Origin of the sequence: Pseudoalteromonas sp. Angola-7, from assembly GCF_028599255.1 — a bacterium.
GTDB classification, from domain to species: domain Bacteria; phylum Pseudomonadota; class Gammaproteobacteria; order Enterobacterales; family Alteromonadaceae; genus Pseudoalteromonas; species Pseudoalteromonas atlantica.
On the sequence record NZ_JAQREL010000008.1, the window covers coordinates 58492 to 77048 of the forward strand.

Sequence of the window (18557 nt, forward strand, 5' to 3'; positions counted from 1 at the left end):
AACAATCACGCTACTGTTTGAAATTACCCAGCTTGATGCACAATACTATTTTTGGAGTATTCGATGGCAGCATCGATATGCTCACATTTTAATTTACCGCACGAACAAGAAAGGGGGCTTAAATTGATTGAATATAAGCGTTTATCTTGAATAATTGCAAAGCCCACCCCTTTAAAATACTTAATTAAATCTATTTTAAGTGAAGTTGGTTTATCAATCGTTATCACGTTGTCGGCTGTGTAACTATCTTCGGCCATGGAAGAACTTTCAGAAAGTGATGCAGCTACTTCGCTTTTACAATTTGAGCTGGTGGCTGTCTTATTCTCCAAAGCTTGCTGGCTTAACTTATCCGCATATGAATTGTCGGCTCGTTTAATCCAACTTAAATTTATAACTTCGAATTCATAGCACAATTTCATGGCTCGTTTTTGAAGAAGGCGTAGGGCGTTATCATTACAATTCCACACACCATTTAGCTGATTAATGACTAATTTAGAATCGCCATACACCTTGACTTGAGTTACACCAAGCTCATGAGCTTTTTCAAGAGCGTAAATTAGTGCGTTATATTCTGCTTGGTTGTTAGTACCTTGCCCATTAAATATAGACAATTCAGCCACAACGTTATTTTGACTATCAAATATTACAGCTCCGCACCCAGTAGGACCAGGATTTGGATTACATGCGCCATCGAAGAATAATTTATACATAAGCTCCCCCTAGATTGAACTGGAGGATAGCACTACTAGCTTTTTTGACTATTGATTAGAGATTTAGTTGTTAGAGAGGTGGTTTTAGGTATCTCTAACTTTTGAGCTGTAGCCAATGATAGTTAAAAATAGCACTTAGTCATTCAATTTCGAAGAGGATTAAAGTAATGCCTAGATCAATCATGAAGATACTTATTTTATTATTTGCGACGTCCATTATTAATTTTGCTTATGCCACAGAGTTTAAAGAGGGCGTTCATTACGATACTTATCCTTCTTCTAAGCTAACTAGCAAGCCAACATTTATAGAATACTTAAGTTTCTTTTGTCCAGCTTGTGAAAACCTAAATACATTCCAAGATGAAATTTATCGCTCCGTTCCAAAGGGGGTTATCAAGAGAAGGGTGAGTGTAAATATGATCAGAAAGACCACCCCAAAAGGTTTTACTGCACTTTCTAAAGCAATGGCCGTAAATGATGAGCTATACGATGAAATAGGCAATTCATTAGTTGATTTAATCTTTGTAGCTATTCACAAAGAAAAAGCAACAATCACCCCCTCCCTGATTGAGAAATTAGTTAAGGCCGTAGATAAAAAATTTGAAGTGGACGTTTGGGGGCTATATATAAAACCCAAAACAGAAGAGGTTGCCAAATTCACTCAGACAAATCAAAGACTAATGGCTTCGCGTGGAATGCTATCTACGGTTCCAAGGATAATCATTAACGGCCGTCACGTAGTAAAGTTTGATGGCTTAGACAAAAGCAATTTTTTTAAAGAACTTCATGCACTCACTAAACATTTGGTAAATAAGGATTATGGTAATGGCAAATATAATAACTAACTTAGAAGATGTTAAATTCATAGAGGAGCAAATCATAAGTGACCCAGCTGCGAGCTATTGGTTAAAGCATCAAATTAAAGAAAGCTCTAATAGAGATATATTGGACGCTTTAAACGATGTAGATATTTTGCGTTCAATTTTATCTCTTCGTCATGAGGCTATAAAGATCTCTGCGCAAAAAGGTCTATAAATCAACTGCTTAAGTCCGATACTGCTTAGTATCGGACAAATGAGGTGTAAGTCATTGATTTAAAATCGTCTTACTTGGTCGCGATAATTTCATAATAAACCAGCGGCTTAATTTCACGATATTGCAATTATAATGCTTTTAATAACTTTGATGTAACGTGCAACCAAACCTAGTCAGTAATATCCATTCCAACATTCTAAAAATATAAGCTATAATAGATTTAAAAAATACAACAAAAGCTATCTTAAACTGCCGTATTAGAGAGAATTTTTTTAAATTGCCTCAATATTTTTAAAAGCTTACTATCTTTAAGGTCTCTGTTTAACCGTTTGATTTTATCAGGAATTTTATTTTCTTTTTTTTGTTTTACTTGAAACAAGCTTAAAATTCACGGTTATTTAAAATGAAATAAATAATTAAGACTACGGATAGTTTTATAAAAATTATAATTATGGATACTAAAATAATATGAACACAGTCGTTTTACAAAAGTTACTAAGAGAACTTAAAAATCCCAACACCTCTTCGCTATACATAGCTTTTAAAGATAAGTTATCCGAGTTTAATTTCGATAAAACTAAAGCATGTAACCAACAGTGGCTTGAAACATGGCTAGAAACCAGACCAGGTAGCGCTATACGACTAATTGATGAAGGAGTATATATAACGCTTTCAATCAGAGAAACTATATTAGAACAGCTGGTTTTGATTTTAGAAAAAAGGTTATGCAAGACTGGTTCTAGGCCTAATGAAAATCCATCTTGTACAGTAGAGTTAATCACTCAAATAGAAATTGAAAGATGGTTTGACCTAGAACTGGATTGGCTGTTAACGCTACTATCAACAATATATTGCAACGAAAATGAAATTGATAACCTGAGTATTAATCCGTTGATGAATGGTAGGTTTTCAATTTATGCCGCCAGTTATAATGATAGAGTTCAACTAACAACCGAAGCTATAGAGTATATGGATAGAGGAACTTTAAATCTGAGCAATATTGATGAACTTTTAAACTACTTTGGAGCATTTTTTCTTTTAACATTCTGTCAAGATGACATGCTAAAACAAAGAATTATTAATATCTGTGGTGACCTCTGAGCCCCCTACTCTTACTCAGCATTCTTTTATTGGTTAATTTTGCCCTGAGATTGAAAGTAAGATCTGCTTCGTCTTCATGGTTACTAAAGCTAATTTTTACTCTTGGCGTACCTTTACATGAGCTGGGGCATTACATTGCTTGTAGAGCCTTGTTTTTGAAGGTTACAAAAGCTCAATATTTTCCGAATTTTAAAGACCCAAAACAAATGGGTTTTGTTCAGTTTATACCACGCAAGGGACTTGTAGGAGCATTATCAAATATGCTGGTAGGGTTAGCACCTATGTTTCTAGGTGCTCTTGTACTGTTCGTTATGTTTGAGCGCACACTGACTTCTGAGGCAGGTTTTAAGGAGCAGGTTCTCATCACATTTGCTTCTGTAATCTTAATGCAGAGCATGCTCCCTTCTTGGCAAGACATTCAGATCTCACTAAGGGGGTTATTTATCACGGTAGCTGTCGGTTTGTGCGTTTATTATATCTTCCCACTCCCCGCCCAAAAAAATTACATTGCTTCTCATGAAATCTCCTATTATGTAGAATTAGTTATTCCGCATTTATTCCTCTTAACACTGTACCAGGCAACCGCCCTATTGGTTGTCACCCTATTATCATGTAGGAAAAGATAAGCTCAAATCACCCTTCACTCTTCCTAACTTGCAAATTGATTGCTTTATCCAAGTCATATACAAATTGTTTCCAAACACCAGAATATTCCTTTTTTAACGTGTTCTGATCTAAAGAGTTCACCATTTTAATTGTCAAAGTATTCAAATATTCATCCGCCCGCAGATAGGTCAAACTTAGTTGCTCTAAGATTTTCGGATTTGGATGCGCAGCAAAACCTACCCACAATATAATCCCTGCCGCATAGTCGGCCTCACTAAGCTCTATGTTGTCGAAAGGGTTTGTTGTTGAAGTGAAATAGTTGTTTAGTAACATTTTCTTTATGGCCAGCACTTCGCTATTTGAATGCTGGGGCTTTCTTATTATTTTTTCACACAAGACTCTATATAATGGGGAGTTAATAGTTTTTATAGCGCTATCTATATATACGTTCATAAGGTCTGCATTTCCTTTTCTGTAGGCTCTATAATCTCTAAATCCTTAAATTTTACGTTTTCAAAACGCTCTAATAAGATAGGCTCATCGTTATCTTTCAAAGCCCAGACACTAGCCCCATTAACGATAAATGATAAAGCATAGTTTTTACTCTTAAATTGCAGGTGCTTAGCGTGTTTATCTAACTGAATGTTAACCCCGTCACAGTTAGTCATATTAGAAAATGACTCCTTAATTTCAGGGCTTACACGTTTAGATGTGAGCGTACCGGTCATTGGTGATTGAGCCCCACCAACGGATAGGCCATTTTCAGAAAAGGTGTATTCGAGTAGACCATAGATTTTTAATTTTTTGTCACACTTTGCCGGGTTATGTACCCAGTGCCCCGTTATCTTTTTGAAATCTTGTTCACGTATATCTACAAATTGTAATTTTGTCGCCTTCTGTTCTTCATCAGTAAGTAGTGAGTCACAGCCTGACATTGATATACATAATATGGATGTAAAAATAAGTTTCTTTAACATTACAGCATTCATCTTTTCAAAAAATATATATTAACCCCCCTAAAATTCAGCATCAAAATTTAGAGCATGGGAATATACATGCTGTAATTTTTTGTTTGGTGTTAAATCCCTTGTAATATCGAATTACCGACCTTCAAATAATTAATAAATATGGATAAAAGCAAAAATATACTTAAACAACTAATCTCTGGCGATATGGTGTTTGAAGAGTTTATTGGTATGGAACTCCAGTTGGCTGAATCGGTGCAAAAGAGCTGTTATAGCAAACCAATTTTGCATGAAGACACGCCCCTATCAATTCTATGCATGAATTTATACCAGGCTATTAAAGCTGAAAATCCAAAGCATGCTTCGTCTTTTAAAATCTCAAGTATTCAACAAAGCCCTTTATGCCAATATTGGTTTAATAGAGCACAGGATGCATTACAGAACTGTAGCTAGATTTTGCGTATGTGGTTTAATTACCGCAAGGAGAAGTTTACATGACAAATATAGATATATTTACGAAGCACCCTGCCCTGTATTTACCTACATCTTTGGAAGATAACACTGAAGTAGTAGATAACTTAATGAACCTAAAAGCATGTGTTGGCCATGAAATAATTGTATATGGAACAGTCACTAGGAAAGGCACACATACAACTAGGCGAAACGTAAGATTTAGCAGTTATGAAATAAAGGACACATTAACGTTTGCTACCTTTGTCTTGTTTGGCGATATAAACGATAGAATTACTGAAGATAATCAACCACAGTATATAAAGGGAATAATTGAGCTAGAAAATGGCTTACTAAAAATCAATAAAGCTTCAATTGTAGACGAAAATAAAGCAGGCAAGCTTGTACCGATATATAGTGGCGTTAAAGGCAAGCTCAAAAAAGCTGACGTAAATGATGCAATGCTTACTTTGGATTTAAATAGTGAAATTGAAAAAGACACTGAATTAATCCATAAAGAGTTAGAGCGGATATTTGGGCCAATATACATAAGCATACTAGAAAAACTTGGTTTTGCGGGCTGTACGTCTATTGCCAATTTGTTTAAAAGTTGCCACAAGCCTAGCCAAGTTAATGAGTTTTATAGGTCGCTTGAGATGCTTAAACGCCTTAGCTCAGCTTTAATGGCAGGGGCAATTTTAAAAGAGCGAATAGTGTCGCCAGTATCAGCAGCAAAAGCCTCATCCAAAATAAATAATGAATTACTGGCCAAATACGTTCCCTTCACTCTCACCGGTGAGCAATTTTATGTATGCAATAAAATTAATGACCGCCTTGCTAATGGCGGGAATGCTCTAGATGGCTTGCTTATTGGTGATGTTGGAACAGGAAAAACAGTTATATTGGCTATGGCTGCCCGACAGGTTTTACTTTCACAGAGCAATAGTAAAGTTATCTTTCTTGCCCCAAACGTGTCTTTATGCGAGCAACTAAGGAAAGAAGTAACTGCGATGATACCAGAAGTTCAAAGCGCATTGGTATGCGCAGATAAGAACAGTTTTAGCGCATCAGCGCGTTTAATATTTGGTACTACCGCCCTGCTCCATATGCAATTTGATAATGTGGAGTTATTAATAATTGATGAGCAACAGCAACTATCAGTAAAACAACGCCGATTAATTAAATCAACGCATTATCTTGAGGCATCAGCAACACCAATACCTAGATCTATGGCGCTAGCAAAGTACAGCTCTGAAAATGTATTTTTTCTTAAACAGCAGCATTTACCGAAAGAAATATATACGCGCGTAGTGCATAAAGAACAAGGCTCTGAACTTATGCATTCAATAAAAGAGACTCTTTCTTTCGGTAGCAAAGTACTCATTGTATGCCCAAAGCGCGATGGTGATGGAAAATCAAATAAAATGATTGATGCTGAATCACTGGCTAACAGTCTGAATTCATATTTCCCTGGGCTTGTACGCGTCTATCATTCAGCTCTTGACGAAAAAGAATGTGAAACAGTGTTGAATGAATTTAAAACTCACATACCAATTTTGATTTCAACATCGAAAATCCAAGTTGGCTTAACTATACCCGACTTACGCCATTGTATTGTTTATGGCGCAGAAAGGTTTGGCCTGACTACTTTACATCAGATTAGAGGGCGCTTAGCGCGTACAGCACCTCCTTCCGGCATTAACTGGGGTAAGTTTGACTTGTTTTTACCAAATAAGCCATCAGAAACAACAGAGCAAAGGTTGAACGTACTTACTCAAAGCTGTGATGGATTTTATATTTCAGAAAAAGATCTTGAACTACGTGGAGCGGGTGAGTTATTACGAACAGGTAATAAGCAGCATGGAACAACTGACTCGTTGATTAAGAATATTAGTATTGATTTAGATAGGCTAACTGCGGCTATACAGTATTTAGAAGCCTTCATGAAAAAAGAGATTGAACAACCGCAAGTAATGGCCAGTTAAAATAGCCCTCATTGAGATAAACGTTGGTGATAGAGCTTAAAATATTTATTAAAACAAAAGAAAACCGCAAGCTTTTTAAAAAAGATGCGGTTATAAAAATGCCTAGAAATGGCCTACTTATTGTCTGGTGTTTTTTTTCATTGGAAAGCTATTACAGTTATTCATATCCTGACACATGCGATTAATATTTCTTAAAATAACATCTGATCCTAAGCCTTCAAAGTTAGCGGTGTACTGCGCTAACATAAAATGACCAATGTTTAATGTTGTTGGCCAATCCAACTTAACAGCCATTGAGCCACCTTTGTGAAATACACTTGCAAACAAGCCATCATTTTGTCGCTCAAAATTAAAGCCTTTATCTTTATTCTGACCATGGTTCATAAATTGGCATGAGGGAGCAATACCAAGAAATACGGCTATTACGATAGGTAATTCAGTGAGCATAACTTGTACACTGAGCTTATCATTCCAATTATAGCGCTTATCTTTAGGGTCATTGGGATTAATACGGTTAGCACCTTCAATCATTATAGTGTCAAAACTAAAGTTTCTACCTTGGCTTTTTCTTGTCTCACTTAACTTAAATTGTAAGGCAGCTCTCTTTGAGTAAACAGGAAACATGGTGTAATCACGCTCATTGTCCTCATTATGATTACGGCTCTGTGCTTCATTTTGAGATTGGGTATTTTCAACCTGTGAAACTGGGTAGTGATTAACTGATCCTTGATGCTGCGGGCGAGGGCGCGGTCGTTGTGCTGGGTTGTTACCATTGTTCCCATAGCTGTTAGGTTGATGATAATTACCTTCATATGCTTGTTGCTGTCTACTTTGATTATTATCAAATGAATGTGTTCTTGGCGCTTGGTTAAAAGGATCTGGTTGCATTACTCACTCCAAAAGTGTCACTTATCTTGTGAACATTTATATCAATTTTCTAATATCGCGCTACTGACTTGATTATGAGTACACGTTTTACAAGGTTCCAGAACAAAACTCAAAGATTACAGGTGCTCATTTAGGGTGCTGTAAAATTTTTATGCATCCATTCACTTTATTAAACTGGGTTTAAATTTGGGGATTTTAGGAAAACTCATGAAATCAGATAAAAAGTTACTAAGTAGGATGTTATTTGGCATGTGTGCTTTAATGGGAGCCACATACGCTAAAGCGGATATAGTTCAATACTCCTTTTCTCATTCTCAGAATGGGACAAATATGACCATACCTACACCTAGCTCGACAGAATATTTAAGTGTTAGAAATTCGTTGTCGGTGTATTCATCCGCTGGGCTTGATAGAAAAATAAAAATAAAATTACTAAATAGTTCCGGTCAAACTGTATCTTCAAACGAAACTGGCATTATTAGCGCGTCTGATAGGTTTAATGTAGGTGACAAAAGTTATTATGGCGGCATCGTTACTTTACCTAGTCCAAGTGATGGGAAGTACACCGTCGTTCAAGAAATTTTAACTAAAGAAAACATAGTTGTAGAAACTTTTAATAGAGACATTATCATAGACACGGTAGCTCCAACCAGTAGCGCTAAATTGAGATCAAATTCTCATGGCTATTCAAATGATACTACATCGGCTGTTTGGAAAATTGGTACCGCAGGTAGCTCAGACAATGATATTTTTTTAGATGATATTGAAGATGATATTGGCGTAAAAGAAATCGCTATTCGGACTCTTAGACAAGATGGCAGTGAATATAAATCAGTATCACTCGGATATAACGTAACAACTAAAGCAATTCAATATGGTTATAATAACCTTTTTCCTGTCTCTAACTTGGATGAGCTGTTTAATATCAAAGTTGATATATATGATTTAGCAGGAAATATTAGAACTGTTTCTCAGCCAGTTTATTATGATAACTATGTTGGCGCTCCATCAGAACCGTATGCAGTTTACGACCCTGATTCTAAGACAAGCATAGTACCGGGTGCTTCAGGTTATGTGCCTTATGTTGCTGGTATGGGTGTTAAGACGAATCCAATCAAGATAATTTATCGCCTTGATAAGAATAATTGGCATTCGTTTAATGAAGCTGGCCTAAAAATATCTAGCCGTTTTGGTGGCGCCGGCCTTATATATTCCGATGACAAATATGCATACATCACTTTCACATCTCCTATAAATTCATTTAATCAAAATGACGTTAAATGGTCAAATTTCGGTGCATGGGGTGGAGGGAGCATACAGTATAATTTGGTATTGGCTCCAGGCGTTCCTGAGACACCAGAATTTGCTGCTGATGCACAATTCTATTATTCTGATATTGGCTGGGATACTTGGAGGAAATATTATATCTATAACGATCGCCTTCCTCTCTCGATTCCTAAATTAAAAGTAAATGTCTCCCCTAGGACGTTTGAACAAATTGTAGAGTTTAAAGGATACAAATGTACAGTTCCCACAGGTGGAACATCTTGTATTATTACATTTTCAGTGCCACTAGAATTAAAAAAAGGAACTACAGGATATATTCATAATGAGATTAATATATATAACGCTGAAAAAACACTTTACGCACAAAGACGGTGGGCAGAAGTAGAATGGAATGATGCGTACTACCCTGAGATTACTACAAATTATGATGAAAGTTCGTCAAAACTAACTGCTGAAATTTACCAAAAAGGGGAGGGCAGCTATTTTGGTAGGCTCACGTTAAGTAAAGTATGGATTGAAGATAAGACGGGTTCTGTATTTGACGTACCTATAAAAAGAATAAGTTCAAATGGGGGTAATTATGTATACCAGTGGGAATTGAAAAACCTACCTGAAGGCTCACACGATGTAGTTGTTGCCGCAAAAGAAAGACATGGACCTTTAACTAAAGAGTTCGCTACGGCGTTTACCTCTGATAAATCAGCGCCTGTCATTCAAATTGAGTTTGAAAATAACTCACCAAGCATTTCAAGCTTAGATCAAGTAGTAATAACAGCATATGATGCACATTCTGAGATAACATTAACAGATATACAGCTAGTGGATGGCCCAGCTAGCGAGGATGTTTATCTTACAAGTCAATCTATAGGCACCAATAAGTATGGGTTGCTTTATCCAGTTCTTTTCCCTTCTGAAACGCAAAGTGGTAATTATACACTTAAAGTGACTGCTACAGATAAACAAGGTAATTCAGCGACAGCAACTAAAACCTTTTTTTACGATCCGCCCCGAGTTCAATTGTCGGGTAATAACTCACTGCTAACGCTGCCAAACATTAAAGAAAGTGTACGTCGTGCCAATGGTGATAGGACAATTTTATCGGATGTATTAAAGGTTAAAGGCGAAACAATAAGTGGTACTTATCCAGTATTTGCTACTTTAAGGAGCGATGCTGTAGGGAGCGTCGTTGTGCAGGGAGTAGTATTAAATCCGGGTGATACAAAAACTATAACTGAAAGTTATAACTTTAATTCCAATAACGCTAAATACAATTTAGACTTTTATCCAAGTGATACAACAATCGAGACCACTGGCAGTTTGTTGATTGGCTCCACGGCTCCAAATACACCAGTTTTGGTTTTCGGCTATGACTTTAAAGAGCTTAAAACAGATAGAACAGTCAACACTGAACCTTTTGCTATCATCGAGGCTATGACCTCGGAGGTAAAATTAGCATCAAGCAATCAGTATTGTAAAACATTAACGCACGATATAAATATTGCAAAAGCAAGTAATGCGTTCGATACACCAATCTGTCTAGTTACTTACTCAATAAATGCAGTGAATAAAAAGCTATCTACGCAGAATAACGCTGTAGCCTTTAGTGGTTATATGGACTCTCTTGCATATGAAAATATGAGTGTGCTTATTTCTGCCTACTCAGGCACAAGTAAATACACTCTGGGTGAATATGAATACCTAATCAAACCTAAAAGCCCAGAAGGACAAATTAAATCTCATTTAAGTGAGGACATTTCAAAAATACTGCACAAAATTGAAATGGTGGAGTTTTCAGCAGAATTCGATACCTTTTCTGGTTGCTCTATCACTGGAGATAGAGGGATCGCAATGGAATATGCTTTTGATAAAAGCGTTAATAATGGTGAGACCAAATGCTATCTTGAGTGGACTGCATTACCTGATGGCGTGCAAAAAATAGGCACGAGTGTCGCTGCAAAAGGTTACGCTAACGTTGTAGGTAACAACACTGTTTCGTGGAATTTATCTATATTCCATGATGGTGATCAAAGTTTATTGATTTCCTCTGGCACGGTAGATAGTAATGTGGTTATTCCTGAAAAACCTGAATTAATTGGTACGACCTTAAGCTATAGTAATGGGCGTCAAACTAAAGGCGTGGAGCACTTACTTAGAGATAGTAACGCTAAAGTAAAAAACATCCAGTTTGAAGTAGCACCACGAGATTACGTTCAGGTAGTTAGCTTAAACGGTCTATCGTGCACCATTCCAAAGGGTATCCATGAGTGTCGTATAGCCGTGGATATAGGGCCATTAGGAAATCAGGATACCCAAATTACAGGTATGCTACCAATAGATACATTGATAGATTCGAGTATCCCGTATTTCCTTGCAAAGAATGATGTAAGTTTTAAGCATAAACTTGATTGGGATTACACACCTCCAAAATTGGTAAACGTACTAATTAATAATACAAAAGACAATTCAGTTATAACTGAGGAAGTCGATGGCCATGAAATAAAATTAAATGAGGACGAAGCAGCCTTAATTTTATATAGCCCGTTTACAAACCTAACGGAAGATGAAACTTGGAAATTAAGAAACCCTAATCTTAATATATCTTCTGATGAAACCATCACGTTTGAGCAAACTGTGCTTATTGACGGCAACCACTTTTTCTTTGCCCACGATAAAATTAATATAGATGATGAAAATCGTATTCTTACTGACAAAGTTGAAGTGTACGGTCACTACATAGTCTACCGTTATAACTTTCAATCTTTACCAGATGGTGCTTTTACATTCGACGTTGATTTGCGAGATGAATATGAAAATGGTCAAGACTATAAACACGACACTTTCATCATGCAAAGAACCGCGCCTCAAATACAATTAAGCTACTTACGTGATAGAGCACGAATTGTTGACGGACTCTATTTTGCATCGGATTTCGGCGCAGTAACGAATCCGGGTTGGGATAGCAATAATACAATTATTGAAGCCACACTCGGCGGCGAAAAAATGACTTTAGTCGATGATCCTGCTGAGCCTAGAAAAAACGTAAAATTTTTTGCAGGTGAATTTGAAACATTAACACCCGGACAAGAATACCCTTTAATTATTAAGGCGAGAGATACCGCCGGTAACATTGGTACATTTGAGCAAACGCTAACTTATGCACCGTCATTCTTTAACATCAAATCAAGCACAGGCATAACTGAGCTATACCAACATGTTCAGCGCGGTACGGCGTATATTTCACAAAGCAGGTATCTTTGTAACTATGTTGGCTCACAAGAAATGGCACGAGTAATTACCCGTGAAGCGCGTAAAGGTTGCTACGTTAAAATTGACAACTTACCTGATGGTATGAGCACCGTTTGGCAAGGGTGGGCTCTTAAAGTAACAGGCTCTATACATCAACGGTCAGATAATGAAATTGAATATAGTGCTTATGTTGTAAACCCAGATGGTCAAGAAGTTAAAGTAAGCAATGAAACGTTTGCTTGGGATGTTAAACCGGCGCAAACAATGACTTTTGATATGTCACCAATCATAAAGTTAGATGAAACTGTATACGGAGTTATACCAGAGAACCCAGTGCTTGCTAGATATACACTTGAAAACGTGGCGGGTGAAGTAAATATAAACGTAACTCGTGGTGAATACTCTAATAGTGAGTTTATGGCACAGCGAAGTCATAAAGCTATATACGAATTATTAGGTGTTATTCGTGATGATGATGCTTCTAAGCGTAAAGTGTTTGAAAGATACCCTTTGAATATAGAGGCTTCATATAGCTTATCACCAGATAGAAAAGCGGGCACTTATGGTGAAGTAATCGTATTACCGTCACGAAGAGTCGCTTTAAATTTAACCATGGAAAGTAACGATGTCATATTAAGCACCGACGAGGTTAAAGTAACAGCACATATAGGGCCATGGAATTGGCAAGAAAAATTAAGTGATTATGATAAAGACACGATGGCTGAATGGGATGTTTATCTAGCCTATAAAGATAATAAGGGCGTAGAGCAGCGCATTTCTGATATAAAGAAAAATGACGCAAATGGACAAGTTATTTTCAATTTAAGTATTGAAGATATATTTAGAAAAAGCTCAGGCTTTTATGCTGTTGCGCAAGTTAAGTCGCCACACTCAGAATACACTCAAAAGTTAACATCTACTCCTATATTCATGCGTATTGTGCTAGGTACAGGTGTCAGTGGAAAACTAGCTAGTAACAAAGTTCGTGGAAAAGTACCGTTCACTACTTTGATACGTTATGACTATAACACTATTGAGGATATGGTTGCTGGTAACGAGTCAGTTTGGCTTAAATCTAAGGACAATAAAACGTGGGAAGTCATGGAAGAGTACGCAGGACGAAGTGCTATCCCATTTTTGATGAGTGAAGCTGGTGATTACTATGTTAAAACAAAAGTAACTAATAAAAATACAAATGAGTCTACGACAACGGAAGCACTTAAAATCAGTGGTTATGATAAAGCGAGCTTAGTTATTAATGGGCCAACTCAAGTTTATGACGGGCAAGATATGAATTTGAAAATGGTTGATTATATAAATGAGCTAACCGATTACGATGGTATCGCCCAATGGTCACGCGATAATGGTGCTACATGGGTTGATGGTTCACCACAACAAACGTTGGTTGCTACGAGTGAGCAAGAAGTAATTTTGGGTCGTTTCAAATATCACTCTTCTACAGCTGGAGGGGGCGATGATGCATGGGCTGTAGCAAGGTTCTATGTCAGACCAGTAGGCCCCAGAACGGTAATGGCACAAATAAAAGCGACGCACCTTGTTGAGTTAGGAGTACCAATTAAGGTCGAAGCGCAAGTTTTAAACCTTAATGGAGGAGTTGATTTACCGATAGTATATGAGTGGGTAAAGCCTAATGGGCAGACTAGCGATGAGGTTATGTTTGAGTATACGCCTCAAGAAAGCGACCTTGATCCACAAGGAAGGTTAAACTTTTCACTTAGAGCCTGGGTAAAAGGTTATAAAGAGCAAACATTTAGAGAAACGCAGCGTAACTTAGAAACGTGGAAATATGAATTTCCTGAAATGAACATTGCCGTCCGCAGCAATATCTTAGTTGCACCAGCAACAATTACAGGGATGATCGAAGTTAAGCGCACGTTTATGCCAGGCATTACTTATGAATATGAGTGGCTGAAAAATGACAGTATTGAAGCGAAATCACCAACTAGAATATATAGTGAATTATTAGTTAAGAAAGCTGGCGTTCATGAGTTACAAGCGAAGGTAACGGATAGCCGTGGAGCAAGTCGCATATTAAGTAAATACATAGATGTGTTAGAGCCAGATGAAGCCCTAGGTAAATTTATATACTTTCCATCTAATCGTTATAGTAGAGCGCCATTAGGACTAGTTTCTAGGGCTCAAATAACTGGTGGCCACCCACGAGATTATATAATTGATTATAAATGGTACATTAACGGTGTTGAGCAGGAGACTTTGCAGCCGCGTAGCCCGATGTTCCGCTTTGAAATTGAAGAGCCGGGGGATTATGAAATTAAATCTGTTGCAACAAGTCAGTATGGCCAAGTAACTGAGGTAGTAGAGAACTATACTGTTAATGCTAATTCATTACCACAATGTACAAGTGATCAATTAGAGCGCTCTGGAACCATTCTCATTACAGCAAATTGTAAAGATGAAGACGGTTATGTAATCGGTTTTGACTGGTGGTTTAATGGTGAGTATGTTGGTCGTGGTGCGGCTTCAACGCAGCTTAGATTGTCGGAGTATCCAACTATGAATATAACTTATGAGGCCATCGATGATGCTGGTGGTAGAACAAAAGGATCATTTAGTTGGTAATTAGATAAATAACAAAACCCCATTTAATGAAAATTAAATGGGGTTTTTTTATGATTTTAAAAAAAATTCTTTAATGAGCAATTACAGAGGCATTATTCATACTCTCTATTTTTTAACCTTTAACTTTTCATGTTCGATAATAGTGAAAATTTACAAGGTTGAGAAAAAATGAAAAAGCATATGCCGGCAATAATCGTTGCTACTTCATTCCTATTATATTTTATCTATTTTTCGAGTCGCTATACATTGGCGTATCCACCAGGGCAAAGCGCATGCCTACATGCTTCTTTTTTTTTGATTGATAAGTGGGATACAGATATTGATCAAGGTGACCTAGCTTATTTTGAAATGAATGTTGAAAATCAGTTTTATCCTACTGGACTGCGCTGGATAAAGAAAGTAGCAGCCATGCCAAATAGCAAAGTATCGATTGAAGAGAATAGAGTTGTTGTAGATGAGGTAACTGAATTTCCACTTTCGCTGCGCCACATTATTACCACGTTAAACTTATCGGGCAACAGCATAGGTGAAATTGAAGATTATACGAAAAATATCCAACTTAAAGATGATGAAGTATTCATGATTGGCGAGACCACTAACAGTTTTGACGGCCGATTTTGGGGGCCTCTAAAGATAGAACAAATAAAAGGTACAGCTTATGCGATTTTCTAAATTACTGACTCTTTTCATGGCACTTTCATGTGGTGCACACGCCCAATCACCTGAGCAACAGGCTACCCAAGCAAAGCTAGAAGCTAAGAATGTGATCGACTCAATAGATTTGAATAATTCACCTTTTGAAATACCAGAAAGCATGAAGGAAAAATTCCGACAAGCAGCACAAAATAAGGGTGATTTTGCTCTGCCTGATAGCAGTATGAAAGCTATGCAAGAACTAACGCCCGCGCAACGTAAGCAAATGAAAGTATCAATAGATAATATAAAAGCTAAAGCTGAAGAAATGAAAGCGAAAGGATGGTTAGACCCTTTTGAAGAAAAAACTGTTAATAAACACGTTGAAAAATATAGGCAATCAGCTCAGTTATTGAGTGAGCAATCTATGAGTTCACTAGAGCGAGCATTACATGAACATGCCGGATTAAGTAAGGAACAAGCAAGTCATTTTAATGCTAACTCTGAAAGGCCACAGTCACGCCAAAATGAAGCAAATGAAAAGGCAATATTTATTAGCTTTTCAATGGATGCGAAAACGATAAAGGACTTAATTTATTTAGCTAAAGATGAAGGTGCAGAGGTTTACATAAATGGGCTATACCCTGGTCATAAGATGATAAATGACACCATGCTTCTATTACGAAATATGGTCGCAGGTATAGAAGAGCCGCCAATTGTTCGCTTCAACCCAACGGCATTCAAAAAATATGATGTGAATTCGGTGCCTACCATACTTTATAGAGAGCTTGATAAGTATATTGTTGCATCAGGTGTTACAAGTTTTGACTGGTTGCAGAATGAATATAAAAATCAAAGTGAGAGTGTTAATTACGGTGTATCTGGACCAGTAAGTCAAGTCATAGAAAAAAGCATTATCGAAGAAATGAAAGAGCGTATGGCTAATTATGACTGGAAAGCACAGCGTAAGCGCACAGTAGATAGTTTTTGGTCACGTCAAACTTATACTCCTTTACCTAGAGCCACCAGCACTGAAGAGTGGTTAATAGATCCAACAATAACCGCGTATAAAGATGTAACTACACCGCGAGGTGAGCTTATAGCAAAGCAGGGTGCTGTTATGAACCCGCTAAAAGGCCATAGCGCCGGATTTACAACATTAATTTTTAATGCCACAGACATAAAACAAGTTGAATGGGTATCAAGAAAGTTAAATGAAATGAACACAGTTGGACAATTAATGTTAATCACATCGGAAGTTAACAAACTGAAAGGTTGGAAACATATTGGAGCTCTTCAAAACCAGTTTAAGCAAAAAATATTCCTAATGCCTAAAGAGTTAGCATCTCGATTCCAACTATCGGCATTACCAGCAATAGTGAAAACTGATTTACAAAAATCAATGCTACACGTAACGCAATTCAATATTAATGAGGAAAAATAATGAAGATAATACCAGCCCTATTTTTCGTTGCCGTTGGCATATGGGTAACTTATACGTACCCAGATATTGCAAAGCAGGCTTACTCATACATTGTTATAGGCGTTAACTGGGCTCTTACAATACTTAATGATTTAAGGGGGGCTTAATGTCATTCTTTAAAATTGAAAGTGACCTCTTAAAAAAATTACCAATGTTCAAATTGATGAATGTTTTAGTATTCTTTTTAGTGTTTTTCACTGGCCAAGCTAGCGCGGAAGATGTAATTCCTAGTGGAGATAGTTCAGCTGATGTTGATGCTTCATCGGCTGTTTGTGAAGATGCAAATCTTTTTACAAATGTGTTTACTGGTATTTGCTGGGACTGTTTTTTAGATAACGTTTCATTACTTGGTGTTGGTAACCCACCAGATGGCGCAGCGCCAAGTTCGCCAGTTTGTGCATGTGAAGACAGGGCAGGCGTACCCCAATTAGGTTGGCCTTTAGCCTTTTGGCAACCACAACGCGTTATTGAGGTTACAACTATCCCGTGGTGTAGTGGCGGTCTTGGGGGGATCAGGCTTCAAAATAGCTATGAAGGTTTAGGGCACTCTAACGAGGTGCCGAAAGATGGCACACGTTCAACAAGCGGTTTTTACCAATATCACTATTATTCATACCCAATAATGGTAATGCTACAGATGTTCGTAATGCCTTCTTGTAGCTCGGAATATGTAGATTTTGATTTGATGTACCTCAGTGAAGTTGATCCGTTATGGCACAATGATTTACTGGCCATACTACTCAATCCAGAGGCTATTATATTTTCAAACCCTATTGCACAAGCATACTGCTCATTAGATTGTGTACGTGCGACAGCAGATGCGCCAATAGAATCATCTTTTCCTTGCGCCGGTTGTGATGGGAACTTATACCCATTAACTGGTTTTGTGTACCCACAACCAGATCAAGTAGCCGCAACTTCTTTAATATCACAAAGAGCTATAGCGTCGTTACATCGAAAAGGCTTAGCGAGAAAAACGATGGGGCCTGATGCACAGTGCGAACCAACTTGGGCACCAATGACGCCGAGGTCACAATATAAATTCTCAATGCTATACCCTATCCCCGAAGCGAGTACATCTATCGTTCCTGATTTTGAGGTTGATGGAGAGCTTACAGGTCCAGACTCAATGACAGAGAAAGCGGGTGAAGGCGAAGAAATTGAGCCATATGATACATGCTGTCATCCTATGGGTATGTCAACAGCTCGTTGGTGTGTGCCGGTTGGTGGTAGGAAACGGCCGGGGAAAGATAAAACCTTTTTATATTTAATTTGGAATTACCGAGATTGTTGCGTAAGAGACTTACCAGGTGGTGGTAACTCTGGAGGTGAAGAATAATGAAAGCTCATTTAAGCTTTTTTTGTTCCCTAATCATTTCTAGCATTATCATAAATTCTAGCGCGCTAACAGTAGGCATGATGTTGAGTTTTTACTCAACATCAAGCTTCGCGGCTGAAGATGAGGATAAGCTACTAAAGGAACTTGAACATAAGTACAACATTTCTGATCCGTACAGGCATAAAAATTTAGAAAGTAATAAATACGATATTACTCCGCGAGCATCAA

At 37.4% G+C, this 18557-nt stretch carries 14 protein-coding genes; 10 read left to right on the forward strand and 4 right to left on the reverse strand.

Annotated features, from left to right (window positions below; genetic code table 11):
- Nucleotides 1-23: 23 nt before the first annotated feature.
- Nucleotides 24-710, reverse strand: a complete 687-nt coding sequence (locus tag PSH50_RS12245) for a ribonuclease HI family protein (protein ID WP_273587561.1) — start codon at nucleotides 708-710, stop codon at nucleotides 24-26.
- 167 nt (nucleotides 711-877) lie between these two features.
- Here PSH50_RS12245 and PSH50_RS12250 point away from each other — a divergent pair, with 167 nt between their 5' ends.
- The 4 genes from PSH50_RS12250 (at nucleotide 878) to PSH50_RS12265 (ending at nucleotide 3472) form a co-directional block, all read left to right on the forward strand.
- Nucleotides 878-1555 carry a hypothetical protein gene (locus tag PSH50_RS12250; protein ID WP_273587562.1) on the forward strand — a complete coding sequence of 226 codons (678 nt, stop codon included), beginning with the start codon at nucleotides 878-880 and terminating at the stop codon, nucleotides 1553-1555.
- Nucleotides 1536-1745: a hypothetical protein gene (locus PSH50_RS12255; RefSeq protein WP_273587563.1), complete on the forward strand. Its 210-nt coding sequence runs from the start codon at nucleotides 1536-1538 to the stop codon at nucleotides 1743-1745. Before PSH50_RS12250 ends, PSH50_RS12255 begins: the two co-directional genes overlap by 20 nt.
- Before the next feature lie 468 nt (nucleotides 1746-2213).
- Nucleotides 2214-2846 carry a hypothetical protein gene (locus PSH50_RS12260; protein ID WP_273587564.1) on the forward strand — a complete coding sequence of 211 codons (633 nt, stop codon included), beginning with the start codon at nucleotides 2214-2216 and terminating at the stop codon, nucleotides 2844-2846.
- 29 nt (nucleotides 2847-2875) lie between these two features.
- Nucleotides 2876-3472, forward strand: a complete 597-nt coding sequence (locus PSH50_RS12265) for a hypothetical protein (protein ID WP_273609673.1) — start codon at nucleotides 2876-2878, stop codon at nucleotides 3470-3472.
- A gap of 7 nt (nucleotides 3473-3479) precedes the next feature.
- On the opposite strand, the gene PSH50_RS12270 is transcribed toward PSH50_RS12265, so the two are convergent.
- Complete coding sequence (locus PSH50_RS12270) at nucleotides 3480-3905, reverse strand: hypothetical protein (protein WP_273587566.1); 426 nt, start codon at nucleotides 3903-3905, stop codon at nucleotides 3480-3482.
- Nucleotides 3902-4429, reverse strand: a complete 528-nt coding sequence (locus PSH50_RS12275; protein WP_273587567.1) for a hypothetical protein — start codon at nucleotides 4427-4429, stop codon at nucleotides 3902-3904. The genes PSH50_RS12270 and PSH50_RS12275 overlap by 4 nt, the downstream gene beginning before the upstream one ends.
- Nucleotides 4430-4579: 150 nt before the next feature.
- On the opposite strand from PSH50_RS12275, the gene PSH50_RS12280 reads away from it, so the two are divergent.
- Nucleotides 4580-4870 carry a hypothetical protein gene (locus tag PSH50_RS12280; protein ID WP_273587568.1) on the forward strand — a complete coding sequence of 97 codons (291 nt, stop codon included), beginning with the start codon at nucleotides 4580-4582 and terminating at the stop codon, nucleotides 4868-4870.
- A 41-nt stretch (nucleotides 4871-4911) separates the two neighbouring features.
- The gene (locus tag PSH50_RS12285; protein WP_273609674.1) at nucleotides 4912-6852 is read left to right on the forward strand and encodes a helicase-related protein; all 1941 of its coding nucleotides are present in this window, start codon (nucleotides 4912-4914) and stop codon (nucleotides 6850-6852) included.
- A gap of 117 nt (nucleotides 6853-6969) precedes the next feature.
- Here PSH50_RS12285 and PSH50_RS12290 read toward each other — a convergent pair whose 3' ends face one another.
- Complete coding sequence (locus tag PSH50_RS12290) at nucleotides 6970-7740, reverse strand: hypothetical protein (RefSeq protein WP_273609675.1); 771 nt, start codon at nucleotides 7738-7740, stop codon at nucleotides 6970-6972.
- A 207-nt stretch (nucleotides 7741-7947) separates the two neighbouring features.
- Here PSH50_RS12290 and PSH50_RS12295 point away from each other — a divergent pair, with 207 nt between their 5' ends.
- From PSH50_RS12295 to PSH50_RS12310, 4 genes are all read left to right on the forward strand, one after another.
- Nucleotides 7948-14874, forward strand: coding sequence for an Ig-like domain-containing protein (locus PSH50_RS12295; protein ID WP_273609676.1), 6927 nt, complete (start codon nucleotides 7948-7950; stop codon nucleotides 14872-14874).
- A gap of 168 nt (nucleotides 14875-15042) precedes the next feature.
- On the forward strand, nucleotides 15043-15546 hold the full coding sequence (locus tag PSH50_RS12300) for a S26 family signal peptidase (protein WP_273587572.1): 504 nt from the start codon (nucleotides 15043-15045) through the stop codon (nucleotides 15544-15546).
- Nucleotides 15533-16951, forward strand: a complete 1419-nt coding sequence (locus PSH50_RS12305; protein ID WP_273609678.1) for a TrbC family F-type conjugative pilus assembly protein — start codon at nucleotides 15533-15535, stop codon at nucleotides 16949-16951. The genes PSH50_RS12300 and PSH50_RS12305 overlap by 14 nt, the downstream gene beginning before the upstream one ends.
- Nucleotides 16952-17153: 202 nt before the next feature.
- The gene (locus PSH50_RS12310) at nucleotides 17154-18329 is read left to right on the forward strand and encodes a TraU family protein (protein WP_273587574.1); all 1176 of its coding nucleotides are present in this window, start codon (nucleotides 17154-17156) and stop codon (nucleotides 18327-18329) included.
- The last annotated feature ends 228 nt before the right edge of the window (nucleotides 18330-18557 follow it).

Coding starts and splice junctions, on each gene's coding strand:
- PSH50_RS12245 (WP_273587561.1), bottom strand. CDS start 710: ATGTATAAATTATTCTTCGATGGCGCATGTAATCCAAATCCTGGTCCT.
- PSH50_RS12250 (WP_273587562.1), top strand. CDS start 878: ATGCCTAGATCAATCATGAAGATACTTATTTTATTATTTGCGACGTCC.
- PSH50_RS12255 (WP_273587563.1), top strand. CDS start 1,536: ATGGCAAATATAATAACTAACTTAGAAGATGTTAAATTCATAGAGGAG.
- PSH50_RS12260 (WP_273587564.1), top strand. CDS start 2,214: ATGAACACAGTCGTTTTACAAAAGTTACTAAGAGAACTTAAAAATCCC.
- PSH50_RS12270 (WP_273587566.1), bottom strand. CDS start 3,905: ATGAACGTATATATAGATAGCGCTATAAAAACTATTAACTCCCCATTA.
- PSH50_RS12275 (WP_273587567.1), bottom strand. CDS start 4,429: ATGTTAAAGAAACTTATTTTTACATCCATATTATGTATATCAATGTCA.
- PSH50_RS12280 (WP_273587568.1), top strand. CDS start 4,580: ATGGATAAAAGCAAAAATATACTTAAACAACTAATCTCTGGCGATATG.
- PSH50_RS12285 (WP_273609674.1), top strand. CDS start 4,912: ATGACAAATATAGATATATTTACGAAGCACCCTGCCCTGTATTTACCT.
- PSH50_RS12290 (WP_273609675.1), bottom strand. CDS start 7,740: ATGCAACCAGATCCTTTTAACCAAGCGCCAAGAACACATTCATTTGAT.
- PSH50_RS12295 (WP_273609676.1), top strand. CDS start 7,948: ATGAAATCAGATAAAAAGTTACTAAGTAGGATGTTATTTGGCATGTGT.
- PSH50_RS12300 (WP_273587572.1), top strand. CDS start 15,043: ATGAAAAAGCATATGCCGGCAATAATCGTTGCTACTTCATTCCTATTA.
- PSH50_RS12305 (WP_273609678.1), top strand. CDS start 15,533: ATGCGATTTTCTAAATTACTGACTCTTTTCATGGCACTTTCATGTGGT.
- PSH50_RS12310 (WP_273587574.1), top strand. CDS start 17,154: ATGAATGTTTTAGTATTCTTTTTAGTGTTTTTCACTGGCCAAGCTAGC.